At 57.9% G+C, this 18,183-nt stretch carries 15 protein-coding genes; all 15 read left to right on the forward strand.

All coding sequences use genetic code 11. From position 1 onward, the window contains the following. Window positions 1-4 precede the first annotated feature (4 nt). Window positions 5-1,855, forward strand: a complete 1,851-nt coding sequence (gene fliD, locus ACFOTD_RS11420; protein ID WP_378118718.1) for a flagellar filament capping protein FliD — start codon at window positions 5-7, stop codon at window positions 1,853-1,855. A gap of 55 nt (window positions 1,856-1,910) precedes the next feature. Further along, window positions 1,911-2,309, forward strand: a complete 399-nt coding sequence (gene fliS, locus ACFOTD_RS11425; protein ID WP_378118720.1) for a flagellar export chaperone FliS — start codon at window positions 1,911-1,913, stop codon at window positions 2,307-2,309. After that, window positions 2,302-2,652, forward strand: a complete 351-nt coding sequence (gene fliT / locus ACFOTD_RS11430) for a flagellar protein FliT (protein ID WP_378118722.1) — start codon at window positions 2,302-2,304, stop codon at window positions 2,650-2,652. Before fliS ends, fliT begins: the two co-directional genes overlap by 8 nt. Before the next feature lie 158 nt (window positions 2,653-2,810). Beyond that, window positions 2,811-3,008 carry a cold shock domain-containing protein gene (locus tag ACFOTD_RS11435; protein WP_378118723.1) on the forward strand — a complete coding sequence of 66 codons (198 nt, stop codon included), beginning with the start codon at window positions 2,811-2,813 and terminating at the stop codon, window positions 3,006-3,008. 223 nt (window positions 3,009-3,231) lie between these two features. Next, window positions 3,232-3,792, forward strand: a complete 561-nt coding sequence (gene hpf, locus ACFOTD_RS11440) for a ribosome hibernation-promoting factor, HPF/YfiA family (RefSeq protein WP_378118725.1) — start codon at window positions 3,232-3,234, stop codon at window positions 3,790-3,792. Between the two features lie 96 nt (window positions 3,793-3,888). Beyond that, window positions 3,889-4,833, forward strand: a complete 945-nt coding sequence (locus ACFOTD_RS11445; protein WP_378118727.1) for a DUF2920 family protein — start codon at window positions 3,889-3,891, stop codon at window positions 4,831-4,833. Window positions 4,834-4,949: 116 nt separating this feature from the next. Next, window positions 4,950-7,466, forward strand: a complete 2,517-nt coding sequence (gene secA / locus ACFOTD_RS11450) for a preprotein translocase subunit SecA (RefSeq protein WP_378118729.1) — start codon at window positions 4,950-4,952, stop codon at window positions 7,464-7,466. A gap of 177 nt (window positions 7,467-7,643) precedes the next feature. Beyond that, window positions 7,644-8,775 (forward strand): peptide chain release factor 2 gene (gene prfB / locus ACFOTD_RS11455; protein WP_378118731.1). Its coding sequence is split into 2 segments (ribosomal slippage): window positions 7,644-7,721 and window positions 7,723-8,775, totalling 1,131 coding nucleotides; the frame shifts between segments, so codons are not numbered across the junction. 223 nt (window positions 8,776-8,998) lie between these two features. Further along, window positions 8,999-10,006 (forward strand): YitT family protein, encoded by a 1,008-nt coding sequence (locus ACFOTD_RS11460; RefSeq protein ID WP_378118733.1) that lies wholly within the window; start codon window positions 8,999-9,001, stop codon window positions 10,004-10,006. Between the two features lie 499 nt (window positions 10,007-10,505). Then, window positions 10,506-11,579, forward strand: coding sequence for an N-acetyl-gamma-glutamyl-phosphate reductase (gene argC / locus ACFOTD_RS11465; protein ID WP_378118735.1), 1,074 nt, complete (start codon window positions 10,506-10,508; stop codon window positions 11,577-11,579). 22 nt (window positions 11,580-11,601) lie between these two features. Beyond that, on the forward strand, window positions 11,602-12,828 hold the full coding sequence (gene argJ, locus ACFOTD_RS11470; protein ID WP_378118737.1) for a bifunctional ornithine acetyltransferase/N-acetylglutamate synthase: 1,227 nt from the start codon (window positions 11,602-11,604) through the stop codon (window positions 12,826-12,828). 16 nt (window positions 12,829-12,844) lie between these two features. After that, window positions 12,845-13,627: an acetylglutamate kinase gene (gene argB / locus ACFOTD_RS11475; RefSeq protein ID WP_378118739.1), complete on the forward strand. Its 783-nt coding sequence runs from the start codon at window positions 12,845-12,847 to the stop codon at window positions 13,625-13,627. Between the two features lie 60 nt (window positions 13,628-13,687). Further along, window positions 13,688-14,869: an acetylornithine transaminase gene (locus ACFOTD_RS11480; RefSeq protein ID WP_378118741.1), complete on the forward strand. Its 1,182-nt coding sequence runs from the start codon at window positions 13,688-13,690 to the stop codon at window positions 14,867-14,869. A 561-nt stretch (window positions 14,870-15,430) separates the two neighbouring features. Next, complete coding sequence (argF, locus tag ACFOTD_RS11485; protein WP_378118743.1) at window positions 15,431-16,393, forward strand: ornithine carbamoyltransferase; 963 nt, start codon at window positions 15,431-15,433, stop codon at window positions 16,391-16,393. 55 nt (window positions 16,394-16,448) lie between these two features. Next, a complete protein-coding gene (locus tag ACFOTD_RS11490) occupies window positions 16,449-17,687 on the forward strand; it encodes an argininosuccinate synthase (RefSeq protein ID WP_378118744.1) in 1,239 nt (412 codons plus the stop codon). The last annotated feature ends 496 nt before the right edge of the window (window positions 17,688-18,183 follow it).

Consider the following 18,183-nt stretch of genomic DNA (forward strand, 5'->3'; position numbering starts at 1 on the left):
AATTTTGGTTAACCGCATTACAGGTTTGGCTTCTGGCATGGATATCGATTCGATGGTCAAAAAGCTGATGGACGCCAATCGGATTCCGCTGACGCGACTGAATCAGCAGAAGACGGTGCTCACATGGCAACGGGATGCGTACCGTGCCGTTAATACCAAGATTTCGGACTTCAGAAACGTTGCTTTTGATATGAAGCTCAGCAGCAACTTCAACAGCCGTACCGCGACTTCCGATACGCCGGACTCGATCACGGTATCCGGCACTGCTACGGCAACCGAAGGAACGTACAAGATCAAGGTTAATCAAGTCGCGGAGACGGCGAAGCTGACATCAAGCACTGCCGTAGGCGCCAAGGCGCTTAGTGGACTGGATACCAAGCTTGGGGACCTTGGATTAGCTGCTGATACGACCCTTACGGTTGGCGGGGAAAAAGGAACGGCGACCATTGTCGTTAAAAAGACGGATACGCTCGATACGTTGATTAAGGCCATCAACAACAAGGCCAATACAACAGGGGCGAAGGTCAGCTACGATACGACTTTGGATCATTTCTTTTTCGCATCCTCCAGTACCGGCTCAGCCGCCAAGGTGGATCTTCAGAGCGAAGACAGCAGTCTGATCTCCAATGTATTTAAACTGACGCCGGGCGGCGCCATAGCCGGAAGTACGGTGACCGGTACGCAAACCTTTGCTGACGGTGCAACGACGAGGGTCAACAAGGGCTTGACGACCGCACAAACGCTTCGTATTGGCTACGATGGCAAAACGGTCGACTTTACGGTAGATGCGACGACTCAGATCGGCAACTTAATCGATCAGATTAACAATTCCGACATCGGCAAAAAAGGCGTGACCGCCTATTTGGACGCCAACAATAAGCTGGCCTTTACCAATCCGGCAGATCAATCCGTCAAGCCGATCTTGATTACCGATCAGACTTCGGACGCTAAGGATGTAGTCTCGGATTTGGGATTCGCTGCCCCGGTTGCAGCGGCTAGATCGACATCCGGCTTGGCTAGCTCCGGCAAGGATGCAATCATTGAGTATAATGGCGTTACGGGAACTTACGCCACGAACACTTTTTCGATTAACGGCCTTAACTTCACTGCGAAGAAAGTCATGTCGACTGAAGCTAATATCACGGTCAGCCAGGATACAGACGCAATCTACGATAAAATCAAAACCTTCGTAGACAAGTATAATGAGATGATCGGGTCGATTAACTCGACACTCGATGAAAAGCAATATAGAGACTACACGCCCTTGACCGACGAGCAACGGTCAAGCATGAAGGAAGACGAGATTGCGGCTTGGGAAGCCAAAGCGAAGAGCGGTCTAATCCGCAATGACCAAATGGTTTCTTCAGCGCTAAACGGTTTCCGTCTTTCGCTATCCTCTGTTGTGTCTGGGCTCCCGAGCGGCGATATTAAACAACTCTCGCAGATCGGTATTACCACCGGCACATACGCGGAGAAGGGCAAGCTCTATATCGATCCGACCGCGCTAAAAAAAGCGATCGCCGAGCATCCGGACGAGGTATCCGCCTTGTTTACGGCAACGGATGGGGGCAATAAGACGTCTAACACAGGAGACGGACTCGCTACGCGGTTGGTCGAGCAGGCGGACAACCTGATGACAAGCCTCAAGACAAAGGCTGGGACTTCGTCCAGCGTCGATTCTTCCTATACAATGGGCAAGAGAATCGGTGAGTTCGATAAGCGAATCTCCGCCATGTCGACATTGCTCGACGATATGGAGACCAAGTATTATAACCAGTTTTCCGCCATGGAAACTTACATCAATCAGATGAACGCTCAGAGCGCATACTTGTCCCAACAGTTCGGTACGAGCTAGGAATAGGTTAAGCTAGGTCATCTGTAGCTAAGGCAACTTTGAGGAGGATGCGGCTATGATGCCAGCAGCAACCCGCAACAAATATATGGAGACGGCCATTCAGACGGCCACTCCGCAGCAATTGCTGATTATGCTGATCGACGGCGCCATTCGTTTTTGCAAGGCGGGAATCGAAGGAATCAAGAACGGCCAGTTCGAGGACGCTAATACGCAATTGGTCAAAGCGCAAAACATTATCAGCGAATTTACGATCACGCTGGACCGCGATCAGCCGATTGCAGCGAATCTGCTTCAGTTGTACGAATACTTTAGTTACAGGCTTGTTCAGGCGAATATTCACAAAAAGACTGAGCCTGCCGAAGAAGTCGTCCAGCATTTGCTGGAGTTGAAGGAGACTTGGATCCAGGCAGCGAAATTGGCTGCAACGCCGCAGGCGCAAAGCTCGCATGGATGAGTTGTTTAGCGAGCTTTTGCAGATTACTGAGGATGCGGCTGCGCGTCGAGAGCAGTTAACGGATGATGATTGGAAAGCCTTTATGCGGCAGCGCACGGATCTGATGATCCGCATTCGGCGTTTGAACGCTGAGCAACCGGAGGACCCTGAACTCAGAAGAGCGTTTAAGCCGATTGTCGATCAATTATTAGTACTTGATACACTGATTGTCGGACAGATGAATACAATCAAGGAAGAGGCTTCCGGGCATCTTCGCGGCATTCAGGATGGGCGCCGTCAGAAACAGGCGTATGAGCTCGAAGAAATCATGGAAGAGGGCTTTTTTGTCGATAAACGACGATAGCTCTCTTCTTTTTTTAAAAATAATGTTATCGCTTACATTTCTCCCATTGACACAAAACTTTCCATGATGGTATATTCTCGTTGTGGGCCAGGCCAAATCGCCTATAGCAGTGGAATCATGGATGCCATTGAATTGAAGATGAAGGGAATGTTATGCACATGCAAGGTAAAGTGAAATGGTTCAACGCAGAAAAAGGATATGGCTTCATCGAGGCAGAGCAAGGCGGCGATGTTTTCGTTCACTTCTCCGCGATTCAAATGGACGGCTATAAGGCGCTTGAAGAAGGCCAGCCGGTTGAGTTTGACATCGTGCAAGGTGCGCGCGGCCCGCAAGCAGCAAACGTTATCAAAGTCTAATTTTATAACGCCCTTGAGGCGTTCGGCTCGTATAGATAGAACATCGGTCCTAAATACGATTGATGGCCACCCCGCCTCGGAGCAATCCGAGGTTTTTCTCTTTCGTTAACCGTTTTCAAAACTATTTTCAAAGTTAACAGAAAATTCAAAACAATCATCGGAATGTTTTGAATTCGGCCTCCGTGGTATGTTAAAATGAAGTCAGCAAAGGAGGCAACAGCATATGAAATATACGATTCGCGGTCAGCGCATGGAAGTCACGGCAGCCCTGAGGGAATATGTCGAAAAGAAGCTAACCAGGCTCGAACGGTATTTTGAAGCGCCTCCCGAAACCGATGTTCAAGTAACGCTTAGCGTAACCAAAGGCAGCAGCGCAGTCGAGGTAACGCTTCCGCTTCCGGGCATGTTTCTCCGGGCGGAGGAGAAGAGCAACGACATGTATGCTTCGATCGACCTCGTAGTGGACAAACTTGAGCGTCAGATCCGCAAACACAAGACCAAATTAAACCGTAGAATGAAGCAGGATAATCAAGCCCGTATCTTTAAGGAAACCGTTCCGGGAGCGTCGTCTTCCGCCACTGCAGTCATGCTGGATGAGGAAGAGGACTTCGAGCTCGTCCGGACAAAGCGGTTCAAGTTCAGACCGATGGAGGTTGAGGACGCGATTCTGCAGATGAATCTGGTCGGACACGACTTCTACGTATTCGCCAATTCCGCGACGAAAGAAATGAATGTCGTCTATCGTCGGAATGATGGGACGTATGGCTTGATTGAAGCCGATTAATAAATGCGCTAAAAGTTGAACCCCGGCATGCGCCGGGGTTTATTTTATGTGCAGATTTACCGATATATCGTGCATACTAAGCAATTGAGGTGCGTAATGGCTAAGGATTATCAATTTTGCATGTCAGGACATCCTAATCTTTATGGTGGGGACCGTTCTAACGAGCTAGACGTATATTTTTCCGAACCTGATTCTGGAATAAACGCTGAAACGGGCATCGTACTTTTCATCGCTGGGTTCGGAGGACACGCCAATTCTAATGTATATAAAAAAATGAGGTCGACTTTCGCGGATCAATATAACTTGGTAACGGTACAATGCGATTTTTTTGGATGGGAATTTATGCAGGCGGAACGTTTAGAAGAGTCCGTTCACAATTTTAACGATATGGGATTAATGCAAGCTTTGGATAACATAACGGCAGTTTTGGCTGTATCGGAAATTATTAAAGACAATGGTTATAAATATAACACCAAGAGAGTCATTGCTTATGGACATTCCCATGGTGCTTATTTGGCTTTATTATGCAATCGTTATGCTCCGGGGCTGTTCTCTTTGGTTATAGACAACTCGGCTTGGGTTTATCCAGCATATCTTCAATTTAATCGACGCTTAATGCCTGTTTTTGGTGCTGATATAATTTTTGATTATCTTGCTAAAAAAATAGTAACTAAAGATAGGAAGATCCTTAGTTTGCCATTTCTATATAATAACTTAAATAAATTCTGCCAGATACATTCTTTCCATGGTTCTGCGGATACATTAATCACATTTGGAGAAAAGAGGAAATTTTGCAATGGGGTCCGTAATTGCTTTTTGCATGAAATAACAGAGTCTAAAGTAGACAATCAAATTTTTAAATCCAATTCTCATGGTTTGGATGCCGACTTTTTACTGTTATTTGATTATGTGATGACTGAACTCGATGTCAGATTCGGGCACGGAACAGAAATCATGATTGAAAACCATGAGATTCGAACGGATATGTTTACTTATCATTTCGACTATTCCAACAAAATTCCGATTTTAGCTATAAAGTAAACAGAGCGTTGGTCAGACTTAGGCTGAATGTGGGAGTTTCCCGTTCCTTGCCCCCCTCCCGCCAAACTGCTAAAATAAATAGATACGGTCATCCCGGATAGGGGAAGGGGTATCATATGCTCGGAATAGTGAAGAAGATATTCGGAGACGCCAACGAGCGCGAAGTGAAGCGGCTGTCCAAGACGGTCGACGAGATCAACGAGCTGGAGTCTTCAATTAAAGGGCTGAGCGACGAACAGATTCGTGCCAAGACGGACGAGTTCCGCAATCGCCTGGATAAAGAAAATTTTGAGTTGGACGATATTCTGCCGGAGGCGTTCGCGGTCGTTCGCGAGGCGGCGCTTCGCGTGCTGAAGATGCGTCATTTTGACGTGCAGATGATGGGCGGTATGGTGCTGCACAGCGGCAAGATCGCGGAGATGAAGACAGGCGAAGGTAAGACCCTCGTCGGTACGCTCGCGGTCTACCTGAACGCGCTGGCAGGCAAGGGCGTGCACGTAGTCACGGTCAACGACTACCTGGCTCAGCGGGATAGCCAACTCATGGGACAAGTCTATGAGTTCCTGGGCCTCACGGTCGGCTGTAACCTGCATGGTCTTTCCCATGAGGAAAAGCAGGCGGCTTATGCGTGCGACATCACGTACGGCACGAACAACGAGTTCGGCTTCGACTACCTGCGCGACAACATGGTGCTGTACAAGGAGCAGATGGTTCAGCGCCCGCTCTATTACGCCATCATCGACGAAGTCGACTCCATCCTGATCGACGAGGCGCGTACGCCGCTGATCATCTCCGGCCAGGCGCAGAAGTCGACGCAGATGTACTACCAGGCGGACCGCGTGGCGAGCCGGCTGTCGGACACCGAGGACTTCACGATCGACGTAAAAATGCGAAGCATCGCGCTGACGGAAGCCGGCGTGACGAAGGTCGAGCAGGCGTTCGATATCGAGAACCTGTTCGCGCACGAGCACGTGCTGATCAACCACCACGTGAACCAGGCGCTGCGCGCGCGCTTCATCATGAAGCGCGACGTCGACTACGTCGTCCAGGAAGAGGAAGTCGTCATCGTCGACGAGTTCACGGGCCGCCTGATGGCCGGCCGCCGCTACAGCGACGGGCTGCACCAGGCGATCGAGGCGAAGGAAGGCCTGAACGTCCAGAACGAGAGCATGACGCTCGCGACGATTACGTTCCAGAACTACTTCCGGATGTACCGCAAGCTGGCCGGCATGACCGGTACGGCGAAGACGGAGGAAGAAGAGTTCAAGCGGATCTACGGTCTCGAGGTCGTGCAGATCCCGACGAACCGTACCAACATCCGTAAGGACATCCCGGATGTCGTCTACAAGACGGAGAACAGCAAGTTCCGCGCCGTCGTCGAGGAGATCGTGAAGCGTCACCAGACCGGTCAGCCGGTACTGGTCGGTACGGTATCGATCGAGAACTCCGAGCGCGTGTCGGAAATGCTGAAGAAAAAGGGCATCAAGCACCAGGTGCTGAATGCCAAGTATCACGCCGAAGAAGCGGAGATCATCTCGAGCGCGGGCCAGCGCGGCACGGTTACGATCGCGACGAACATGGCCGGACGCGGTACGGACATCCTGCTGGGCGAGAGCGTGCCGGACATCGGCGGCCTCCACATCATCGGCACCGAGCGGCATGAGAGCCGCCGGATCGACAACCAGCTCCGCGGCCGTGCAGGCCGACAGGGCGACCCGGGCTCCTCGCAGTTCTATCTGTCGATGGAGGACGAGCTCATGCGTCGCTTCGGCGCCGACAACATCATGGGCATGATGGAGCGTCTGGGCTTCGACGAGGATTCCCCGATCGAGAGCCGTCTCATCACCCGTGCGATCGAATCGGCGCAGAAGCGCGTCGAAGGCAGCAACTTCGACGCCCGCCGCGTCGTACTGCAATACGACGACGTCATCAACCTGCAGCGGGAGAAGATCTACGGCGATCGCCGCCAGATCCTCGGCTCGGAGAAGATTCGCGACGTCGTCATGCCGATGATCAAGTCGGTCGTCGACCGTGCGGTAGACAAGCACTGCCCGGGCGACGACGTGCCGGAGGATTGGGATCTCGAGGGTCTCGCAAGCTACGCGCATGCGAACTTCCTGCCGGAAGACCGCGTGAACAAGGACGAGCTGTGGGGCAAGGAAAAGGAAGAGATCGTCGAGCTCCTCATGGCGAAGATCGAGCAGCTGTACGGCGAGCGCGAGGAAATGATCGGCGAAGAGACGATGCGCGAGTTCGAGAAGGTCGTCGTTCTCCGCGCGGTCGACAGCAAGTGGATGGACCATATCGACGCGATGGACCAGCTGCGTCAAGGTATCCACCTGCGCGCTTACGGCGGCAACGATCCGCTTCGCGAGTACCAGTTCGAAGGCCACAACATGTTCCTGTCTATGATCGAGCGGATCGAAGAAGAAGTGACGCTCTATATCATGAAGGCGCAGGTCGAGAGCAACGTGAAGCGCGAAGCCGTAGCCGAGGGCCAAGCCGTCGATACCAAAGCCGAGGCGGGACCGAAGCGTCCGGCGCGTTCGCCGGAGCAGCGCATCGGCCGCAACGACCCTTGCCCTTGCGGCAGCGGCAAGAAATACAAAATGTGCCACGGTCGCATAGACTGATTCGAGGCACGGGAGCGGTGCTCCGCCGGGCGGCCTAACCGGGCCGCGTCCGGTGAGCATCGCTCTTGCATGTCGGGCGAACGATAGCGACTGACGGGCGACACTAGACAGTATGATTGATACAAAGCTAACGCCGGACCGCAAGCCGGGCCGTATTCTACGATGAGGTGATTTTACATGGCCGTTAACGATTACACAGCCAAGCAAGACCTTCGCGAATCCGCGAAGCGACTCACGTATCTTAGGGGGTCTCTTTGACTTAGGTCTCAAGCAAGAAATGATCGCGAACTTCGAGGAGAAGATGAGTGCGCCCGACTTCTGGGACGACAACGAGAAGGCGCAGGGCGTCATCTCCGAGCTTAATGCCATCAAAGGTGTCGTAGAGCAATATACGACGCTTGCGGCCGAGCAGGAGGACCTCGAGGCCATGCAGGAAATGCTCGAGGAGGAATCGGACGCGGATCTCGAAGCCGAATGGGTCGGCAGCGTCAAGTCGCTGTCCAAGAAAGTCGACGACTTCGAGCTGCAGCTGCTGCTCAACCAGCCGTACGACAAGTCGCACGCGATCCTCGAGCTGCATCCGGGCGCGGGCGGCACGGAGTCGCAGGACTGGGCTTCGATGCTGTACCGGATGTACACGCGCTGGGCGGAAAAGAGAGGCTTCAAGGTGGAGCTGCTCGACTATCTGCCGGGCGACGAAGCGGGCATCAAAAGCGTGACCATCATGGTGCGCGGCTACAATGCCTACGGCTACCTGAAGGCCGAGAAGGGCGTGCACAGGCTCGTACGCATCTCGCCTTTCGACGCGTCGGGCAGACGCCACACGTCCTTCGTGTCCTGCGACGTCGTGCCGGAGATTCCGGACGACATCACGATCGAGATTCGTCCCGAAGACCTGCGGGTCGATACGTACCGGGCGAGCGGCGCCGGCGGCCAGCACATCAATAAGACCGACTCGGCGATCCGGCTCACGCACTTGCCGACCGGCATCGTCGTGGCCTGTCAGACGGAGCGCTCGCAGATTTCCAACCGCGACCGCGCCATGAAGATGCTGCAATCCAAGCTGTACGAAAAGAAGATTCAGGAGCAGCAGGCCGAGCTGGCAGCCATCCGCGGCGAACAGCTCGACATCGCCTGGGGCAGCCAGATCCGCTCGTACGTTTTCCATCCGTACAGCATGGTCAAGGACCATCGTACGAGCGTCGAGACGGGCAATGTGCAGGCAGTTATGGACGGGGATCTCGATCCGTTCATCGACGGCTACCTGCGCAGCCAGATCAAGACGGATCCGGCGGCGGCTGCCGAATAATGGACTGTGGCGCTCGCGCCGGGTTCGAATAAAGCATGAAGCAAGTTCCGACACTAATGGCAACGCGAGGAAACGTTTCTTCCGATCGCCGGCACGGCTCCGCTCATCAGGAACCGGTGCCGGTATCCGTCCGAAGTGAACCTATCGCGCCGCCGAGGTGGAGGAGCTTGCTTCTTTTGCATGGAAGTAACGCTCTAAAATAAAAGGAAGTGGGCTTCATACGATGGAAAATGCAAACGAAGCGAATCGGGCGGAACTTCGGCTTCATCCGGAGCCAAGGCCGAACAAGCGCCGGCGCAAGCCGCGCTCGCCGCTCTACCGCAACGCCGTGTCGATGGCGCTGCTGCTCGCAGGCTCCTTTCTCATCGCGGTCAGCTTCAATCTGTTCTTCTTGCCCAACAAGATTGCCTCCGGCGGCGTGTCCGGCATCTCGGTCATCGTCAACTACTTGACCGACATCAAGCCCGCCTACGCCCAATGGACGCTCAACATCCCGCTCTTTCTCGCGGGGCTCGCCGTTTTCGGCAGCCGCTTCGGCATCAAGACCGCCGTCGGCTCAGTCGTCCTGCCGCTGTTCGTGCTGCTCACCGCACACTGGACCCCGCCGACGCACAACCCGCTGCTCGCCGCCATCTACGGCGGTCTCGGCGTCGGGCTTGGCCTCGGCCTCGTCTTCCGCGGCCAAGCATCCACGGGCGGCCTCGACACGGCCGCGCAGATCCTGCACCGTTACACCGGGCTGCGCCTCGGTCTCGCGGTCGCCACGCTCGACGGCCTCGTCATTCTCTCGGCCGGCATCCTCATCGCGCCCGAAAACGCGCTCTACGCCCTCATCGGCCTGTTCGTCACGAGCAAAACGATCGACGTCGTGCAGACGGGGCTGCAGACGTCCAAAGCCGCGTTTATCGTGACGACGCAACCCGACAAGGTGTCGCAGGCCGTGCTCATCGACTTGGACCGCGGCCTTACCAAACTGCAGGGCGAGGGCGGCTTCACCGGCGAGCAGCGTCCCGTACTCATGACCGTCGTCGGTCAAAACGAGGTGACACGCCTCAAGCTGCTCGTGCAGGACGCCGATCCGGGCGCGTTCGTCATTATCACGAATGCTGCGGAGGTGCTGGGTGAGGGGTTCCATGAGCCGCACGCGCCAGCCAAGCCGGGCGTATCCAACAAGCCGCAAGCGGCACCGAAAAGGCCAGGATCCGGTGACGACGGCAAGAACAAGCCATGACGGCTAAGGTAAGGGCAAGCCATGACGGCTATGGTAAGCACAAGCCAAGACGGCTACGGCAAGAGCAATCCATAAAGGCTACGTGAACCGCAAACTCTGGCAGCTCATGCAACTCGAGTCCTGAACGCAAATGGGGTAACCGCAACGTTGCGGCATCCCAAAACCTGAACCCATTCATTCATCGCCAGCATCGATCGGTTCCATCAAAAATAACCTTACCTTCCAGCCGAATCTTTCGTTGAATAAATACTCATTCGAATGTATAATGATACACATCGACAACCGGACCCCGCGTGCCTCCGAGCCGCCGTCCGCCGCGTCCCGCAGTGCTGACAGAGCAACTGCATCTTACATAGCCGGGACGCGGCGGCGGGGCTTAACTTGTTTTAGACATCCCCATCGCGATCCGGTACAATGGGAATAGTTTGCCATGAACGGCGGGCGCGCGCCCACCATCGCGCAGCGTCCCATTCCTTTATAGAGCAAGGAGTGCATCTAAATGTCATCTTCATCATCCACGGCGCCATCCAAGGTGCGCGCCGCCATCGTCGGATCGACCGGTTACGGCGGGGTCGAACTCATTCGCTTGCTGGCCGCCCATCCTTATGTGACGATCACGTCCGTCATCTCCTCGTCCAACGCGGGCGAGCCGTTCGCGGCCGGATATCCGCATCTGACGGAGATCCACACGGACATCCTGGACGCCGTCGATCCCGAGCTGATCGCGGGCAAGGCCGACGTCGTCTTCTTCGCGACGCCGCATGGCGTCAGCACGAAGCTGGCGAGCCAGTTCCTCGCGGCGGGGCTCAAGGTCATCGACCTGTCCGGCGACTTCCGACTCAAGAACAGGGAGAGCTACGCCCACTGGTACAAAAAAGAAGCGCCGCAGCAGGACGAACTCGAGCGCGCGGTGTTCGGCATGAGCGAGCTGTTCGGCGACGAAGTGCGCGGCTCGGACTTCATTACCAATCCAGGCTGCTTCCCGACGGCGACGACGCTAGGCTTGTATCCGGCGGTCAAGGCCGGCTGGATCGACCCGGACAGCATTATCGTCGATGCCAAGACCGGCGTGTCGGGCTCGGGCCGCGGCCTCAGCATGAGCGCTCATTTTTCCGAGGTGAACGAGAACTTTAAGGCCTACAAGGTTCACCAGCACCAGCATACGCCGGAGATCGAGCAGACGCTGGCGCGCGCGGCTGGCGCTCCGGTGACCGTGTCGTTCACGACGCATCTCGTGCCGATGACGCGCGGGATCATGAGCACCATGTACGCGAGCCTGACGGACAAGAGCCGCACGACGGCCGATTTCCGCGAGCTGTACAATCAATTCTACGAGGGCCGGCCGTTCGTGCGCGTGCGTCCCGAGGGGACGTATCCGTCGACCAAGGAAGTGTACGGCTCGAACTACTGCGACATCGGCGTGCTCGTCGACGAGCGCACCAAGCGCCTGACAGTCATCTCCGTCATCGACAACCTCGTCAAGGGCGCGTCGGGCCAGGCGATTCAGAACTTGAACTTGATGATGGGCTGGGACGAGACGACGGGTCTGACGTTCCTGCCGGTCTATCCATAACGGACGGGGGAACGGGAGCGACATGGGGAAGAGCTATCTCATCGTGCCGGACGGCGGCGTGACGACGCCCAAGGGCTTCAAGGCGGGCGGACTGCACTGCGGTCTGAAAAAAACGGAGCGTCACGATCTCGGCGCGATCGTCAGCGAGGTGCCGGCATCGGCTGCGGCGGTGTATACGACCAATTTATTTCAGGCGGCACCGCTGCAGGTGACGCGCGAGAGCCTGGCGGAAGAAGGCCTGCTGACCGCGGTACTCGTCAATAGCGGCAACGCCAACGCCTGCACCGGCGCCCAGGGCGAAGCCGACGCGTACGCGATGCGCGCGCAGATCGCCGAGGCGCTCGGCGTGGCGAAGCATCAGGTCGCCGTCGCCTCGACCGGCGTCATCGGCGAGCCGCTCAAGATGGACCGCGTGAGCGCGGGCATCGAGCGGCTGCCTGAGCGCCTCAAGGGCGACGCGGCGGGCTCGGACGATTTTTGCCAGGCGATTCTGACGACCGACCTGGTCAAGAAGACAGCCTGCGTCCGCGTCGTCGTGGACGGCAAGGAAGTCACGATCGCCGGCGCGGCCAAAGGCTCCGGCATGATCCACCCGAACATGGCGACGATGCTCGGCTTCGTCACGACGGACGCCGCTATCGGCGCTGCGGCGCTGCAGACGCTGCTGCGCGACATCACGAACCTGACGTTTAACATGATCACCGTCGACGGCGATACCAGCACCAACGACATGCTCGTCGCGATGGCCAACGGCCTCGCAGGCAATGCCGAGCTGACGCCGGCACATCCGGACTGGTCGGCGTTCGCCGAAGGGCTGCGCTATGTGTGCGAAGAGCTGGCCAAGGCGATCGCGCGCGACGGCGAAGGCGCGACCAAGCTGATCGAGACGACCGTCTCTGGCGCCGCGAGCGACGCGGACGCGCAGGCGATCGCCAAGACGATCATCGGCTCAAGCCTGGTCAAGTCGGCGGCGTTCGGCGCGGACGCCAACTGGGGCCGCATCATCGCGGCGGCAGGCCGCGCAGGCGTACCGCTCAACGTCAATACGGTCGACGTGCGGCTCGGCGACATCCTCGTGCTGGAGCAGTCCCGCCCGATCGCGTTCGACGAGGACGCGGCGCTTGTCTACCTCAAGGGCGATACGGTTGCGATCCGCGTCGACCTGCATATGGGCAGCGGCAAGGCGCTCGCTTGGGGCTGCGACCTGACCTACGATTACGTGCGGATCAACGCCGCTTACCGGACTTAAGGGGGCGACGACAAAGATGGCATTCGTCATGAAATGCGGCGGCAGCACGCTCGCCGCACTGCCGGACGCGTTTTTCGAGGATCTGCGCGACCTGCAGGAGAGCGGAGCGCAGCCGGTCATCGTGCACGGCGGCGGCCCGGCGATTAACGAGACGCTCGGCCGGCTCGGCATCGAGAGCCGCTTCGAAGGCGGCCTGCGCGTGACCGACGAGCCGACGCTCGAGGTCGTCGAGATGGTGCTCGCCGGCCGCATCAACAAGCAGATCGTGCGGCGGCTGCAGCAGAGCGGCGCGAAGGCGCTCGGCCTGTCGGGCACCGACGGGCGGCTCATCGAGGCGCGGCCCGTGACGAACGCGGACGTCGTCGGCCTTGTCGGCGACGTGACCGGCGTCAACGCCGGGCTGATCCAGGGCATCGTGGCGCTCGGCTATCTGCCCGTCATCGCGCCGATCGGCATCGATGCGGCCGGCCAGCGCTACAACATCAACGCGGACACGGCCGCAGGCGCCGTCGCCTCGCATCTGGGCGTCGCCACGATGATCGTCGTGACCGACGTACCTGGCATCATGCGGACGGTGGACGGCGAGAAGCAAGTGCTGCCGCAGGTCACCTTCGCGCAGATCGAAGAGATGATCGCGAGCGGCGAGATTTACGGCGGCATGATCCCGAAGGTGCGGGCGGCGATGGCCTGCCTCACCGGCGACGTGCGCGAGGTGCTGATCGTCGACGGCGCGGCTCCGCAAGTGCTGAGCCGTGCAGTGAACGAGGGCAACCTCGGCACCCGCATCGTACGGAGTTGACGATTAACGGCGGAGGACGAACCGATCCCCCGCGAACGAATTATTAAAGGAGTGGAAAACATGAGCAGCTTATTCCCGACCTACGGGCGCTATCCGATCGCGATCGTCAAGGGCAAAGGCAGCCGTCTGTGGGACGATCAAGGCAAGGAGTATCTCGACTTTATGGGCGGTCTGGCCGTCACCAACCTGGGCCATGTGCCGGACGAGGTGAAGGATGCGCTCGTGGCGCAGCTCGGGGAGCTGTGGCATGCATCCAACCTTTTCGAGAACCCGTTCCAGGAAAAAGCCGCCAAGCTGCTGACCGACAACAGCTGCGCCGACGCCGTGTTCTTCTGCAACAGCGGCGCCGAAGCGAACGAGGCCGCGATCAAGCTGGCCCGCCGTTATCACCAGAAGGTGCTGGGCACGGACCGCTATGAAGTGATCACGTTTACGCAGTCGTTCCACGGCCGTACGCTGGCGACGCTGACCGCAACCGGCCAGGACAAGGTCAAGGAAGGCTTCCTGCCGCTGCCCGAGGGCTTCGTCCATGTGCCACTGCACGATCTGCCGGCGCTGGAAGCGGCGATCACAGACCGCACGGCCGCGATCATGCTGGAGCTCGTTCAGGCCGAAGGCGGTGTCATCGTCGTCGAGCCCGAGTTCCTGCGCGGCGTCCGCGAGCTGTGCGACCGCCACGGCCTGCTGCTCATCCTGGACGAAGTCCAGACGGGCATGGGCCGTACGGGCAAGCTGTTCGCGCATCAGCACTACGATGTGGAGCCGGATATCTTCACGCTCGCCAAGGGCATCGGCAGCGGCTTCCCGGTCGGCGCGATGCTTGGTAAGGAAAAGCTGATCCCGGCCTTTACGGCCGGCTCGCACGCGACGACGTTCGGCGGCACGCCGATCGCCTCGACGGTCGTGGCCGCCACGGTCGAATCGATCCTGAAGCAGGACGCGCCGGCACGTGCAGCCGCTTCTGGCGAGTACCTGGTCGCCAAGCTGAGCGAGAAGCTGCTGGATCTGCCGGTCGTCACCGAGATCCGCGGCCGCGGATTGCTCATCGGCATCCAATGCACCGAGCCGGTCGCCGATTGGATCGGCGAGCTGCACAAGCGCGGCCTGCTCGTCGTCTCGGCGGGACCGACGGTCATCCGCCTGCTGCCGAGCCTGCTCGTGTCCCGCGAGGACATCGACCGCGCGGTCGAGCTGATCGCCGCCGTCCTGACCGAAGCCGCTGCGGCCAAAGCGTCCAATTAAGCGAGCGCTGGTGGCGGACAGCGTCCGTATGCGCAGGCTGCCTATCTCCGGTGCCGATCGCGCTATCAACAGTTTAAGCCTTGCGCTAAGGGGCAAGCCGGAGTGGAACAATACCTGCAAATATGCAGCTTTTTGCTTAAGAAAACGGCCTCTCTGGTCAAATACCTGCAAATATACAGTTAATCTCACGCAGAGCGGCTCCCGATCGACGCAGGGGTGAAAATACCTGCATAAATGCAGGTATCGTCATCCAAGGCGCAGCTCGGGATAAAATACCTGCATAAATGCAGGTATTGTCGCCCATGGCGCAACTGGGTCGTCGATCGCGCGCTTAGTCCTTCGGCATCCGGGCGCTTTCGCCTTTCCCAGGAGGGCGCACGGACGCTCGCTCCAGACGAACGCTCGCGCTATATCGGGTCCGCATCTAACGCTCGCGCTATATCGGGTCCGCATCTAACGCTCGCGCTATATCGGGTCCGCATCTAACGCTCGCGCCATATCGGCTCCGCATCTAACATTTCCGGGGCCGCAGCCCCTGTACTTAACCAAGGAGGTATCGCCATGCCTAACCCGGCCGCAAACGCCGAAGAACTCGCCCAAGGCCTCAAGGGGCGGGATTTCCTGGGGCTCGTCGATTACCAGCCTGACGAGATCCGTTACCTGTTAGACCTCGCCATCGATCTGAAGCGCAAGCAGAAGTCCGGCGAAGTCTATCAACCGCTCAAAGGCAAGACGCTCGGCATGATTTTCGAAAAATCTTCCACTCGCACGCGCGTATCGTTCGAAGTCGGCATGTTCCAGCTCGGCGGCCACGGCCTGTTCCTGAGCAAAAACGACATCCAGATGGGCCGCGGCGAGACGATCCGCGATACGGCTCAGACGCTGTCGCGTTACCTGGACGGCATCATTATCCGTACGTTCGGCCACCGCAACGTGGTCGAGCTGGCCCGCGGCGCGACCATTCCGGTCATCAACGCGCTGTCCGACCAGTCGCATCCTTGCCAGGCGCTCGCCGATTATCAGACGATCCTCGAGCACAAGGGCAAGCTTGAAGGCCTCAAGGTCGCCTACATCGGCGACGGCAACAATATGGTGCACTCGCTCATGATCGGCGCCAGCAAGCTTGGCATTCACTTTGCCAGCGCTTCTCCGGAAGGCTACGATCCGGATGCGGAACAGGTCAAGCTGGCACGCGAGTACGCGGCGCAGTCCGGCTCCCGGGTCGACATCGTGCGCGACGCGCGCGAGGCGGTCGAGGGTGCCGACATCATCTACACCGACGTGTGGGCGAGCATGGGCTTCGAGGCTGAGCAGAAGGAACGCGAGCGCGCGTTCAAGAATTACCAGGTCAACGAAGAACTTGCCAAGCATGCCAAGTCCGACTACCTGTTCATGCACTGCCTGCCGGCCCACCGCGGCGAGGAAGTGAGCGAGGGCGTCATCGACGGCCCGCACTCCATCATCTTCGACGAAGCGGAGAACCGCCTGCACGCGCAGAAGGCCGTCATGGCCGCCATTATGTAACAACCGGCCGACGCGCCGCATCCATTTTTACAATAGAGGAGCGTTTATTCCCACCATGGCAAAAGAAAAAATCGTGCTCGCCTACTCCGGCGGCCTGGATACCTCCGTCATCCTCACGTGGCTGAAGGAGACGTACGACGCAGAGATCATCGCCTTCACGGCCGACATCGGCCAGAAGGAAGAGCTGGACGGCCTGGAGGAAAAAGCGATCAAGACCGGCGCCTCCAAGGTGTACATCGACGACCTGCAGGACGAGTTCGCCAAGGACTTCATCTACCCGATGTTCCAGGCCGGCGCGCTCTATGAAGGTCAATATCTGCTCGGCACCTCGATCGCGCGTCCGCTGATCGCGAAGCGCATGGTCGAGATCGCCCGCGCAGAAGGCGCCACCGCCATCGCGCACGGCGCGACCGGCAAGGGCAACGACCAGGTCCGCTTCGAGCTGACCGCGGCCGCGCTCGCGCCCGACATCAAGGTCATCGCGCCGTGGCGCGACGAGGCGTTCCGCGAAGCGTTCCCCGGCCGCGCCGAGATGATCGCCTACGCCGAGAAGCACGGCATCAACGTGCAGGCGTCCGCCGCCAAGCCGTATTCGATGGACCGCAACCTGCTGCACATCTCCTTCGAGAGCGGCATGCTCGAGGATCCGTGGTTCGACTCCAGCGCGGACGACGTGCAAGATATGTACGTACTGAGCGTATCGCCGGAGAAGGCGCCGGATCAAGCTGAGTATGTCGAGCTCGATTTTGAAGCGGGCAACGTCGTCGCTGTGAACGGCGAGCAACTGTCCCCGCTCGAAGTGATGAACAAGCTGAACGAGCTCGGCGGCAAACACGGCATCGGCCGCGTCGACATGGTCGAAAACCGCTTCGTCGGCATGAAGTCCCGCGGCGTATACGAGACGCCGGGCGGCAGCATCCTTTTCACCGCGCACCGCAAGATGGAGTCGCTCACGATGGACCGCGATGTCATGCACCTGCGCGACTCGCTGATCTCGAAGTACAGCACACTCGTGTACAACGGCTTCTGGTTCGCGCCTGAGCGTCTGGCGATCCAAGCGCTCGTGAACGAGAGCCAAAAGAACGTGACCGGCACCGTGCGCCTCAAGCTGTACAAGGGCAACATTCTGGCAGCCGGCCTCAAGAGCCCGGTCAGCCTGTACAACCCGCACATCGCCACGATGGAAGCCGACCCGACCCAAGCGTACGACCAAGGCGACGCGACCGGCTTCATCCGCCTGAACGCGCTGCGCCTCAAAGTATCGTCCGGCGTGAACGGCGCTTCCGGCGTTTAAGATTATTTGCTGAAAAGCGGTTCGGCCGCTTGCAACTTGCAACACCTGCAACACCTGCAACACCTGCAACACCTGCAACACCTGCAACACCTGCAACACCTGCAACACCTGCAACACCTGCAACACCTGCAACACCTGCAACACCTGCAACACCTGCAACACCTGCAACACTTGCAACACTTGCAACACAACGGAGATAACTGCATTTCTGCAGTTATCTCGTTCCCTTTTTTAAGCCGCAGAATGAATAGATGCAAATATGCAGTTATTTGGCCGGATATCGGTGTGTTTGCTGTGAAATTAGCGAAATAACTGCACATTTGCAGTTAATCGGCAATATGGACCGTTGCGGCGCTCAATTAGATGCATATTTGCAGTTATTCGCACATGGCGCACAGATTGTAGTGGGTAGCGAGGCCTTACTGCCGCGGGTCATGGAAGCAGCGCTACGTGTGGCATAGCCGGCTCTGTCGGCGAAGAGGGCAGCATGGAATTT

This window comes from Cohnella sp. GCM10012308 (assembly GCF_042649185.1).
In the GTDB taxonomy this organism is placed as follows: Bacteria; Bacillota; Bacilli; order Paenibacillales; family Paenibacillaceae; genus Cohnella.

What these genes read in the sequence shown, in the direction of transcription:
- fliS (WP_378118720.1), top strand. Translation starts at nt 1,911, where the DNA reads ATGATGCCAGCAGCAACCCGCAACAAATATATGGAGACGGCCATTCAG.
- fliT (WP_378118722.1), top strand. Translation starts at nt 2,302, where the DNA reads ATGGATGAGTTGTTTAGCGAGCTTTTGCAGATTACTGAGGATGCGGCT.
- ACFOTD_RS11435 (WP_378118723.1), top strand. Translation starts at nt 2,811, where the DNA reads ATGCAAGGTAAAGTGAAATGGTTCAACGCAGAAAAAGGATATGGCTTC.
- hpf (WP_378118725.1), top strand. Translation starts at nt 3,232, where the DNA reads ATGAAATATACGATTCGCGGTCAGCGCATGGAAGTCACGGCAGCCCTG.
- ACFOTD_RS11445 (WP_378118727.1), top strand. Translation starts at nt 3,889, where the DNA reads ATGGCTAAGGATTATCAATTTTGCATGTCAGGACATCCTAATCTTTAT.
- secA (WP_378118729.1), top strand. Translation starts at nt 4,950, where the DNA reads ATGCTCGGAATAGTGAAGAAGATATTCGGAGACGCCAACGAGCGCGAA.
- ACFOTD_RS11460 (WP_378118733.1), top strand. Translation starts at nt 8,999, where the DNA reads ATGGAAAATGCAAACGAAGCGAATCGGGCGGAACTTCGGCTTCATCCG.
- argC (WP_378118735.1), top strand. Translation starts at nt 10,506, where the DNA reads ATGTCATCTTCATCATCCACGGCGCCATCCAAGGTGCGCGCCGCCATC.
- argJ (WP_378118737.1), top strand. Translation starts at nt 11,602, where the DNA reads ATGGGGAAGAGCTATCTCATCGTGCCGGACGGCGGCGTGACGACGCCC.
- argB (WP_378118739.1), top strand. Translation starts at nt 12,845, where the DNA reads ATGGCATTCGTCATGAAATGCGGCGGCAGCACGCTCGCCGCACTGCCG.
- ACFOTD_RS11480 (WP_378118741.1), top strand. Translation starts at nt 13,688, where the DNA reads ATGAGCAGCTTATTCCCGACCTACGGGCGCTATCCGATCGCGATCGTC.
- argF (WP_378118743.1), top strand. Translation starts at nt 15,431, where the DNA reads ATGCCTAACCCGGCCGCAAACGCCGAAGAACTCGCCCAAGGCCTCAAG.
- ACFOTD_RS11490 (WP_378118744.1), top strand. Translation starts at nt 16,449, where the DNA reads ATGGCAAAAGAAAAAATCGTGCTCGCCTACTCCGGCGGCCTGGATACC.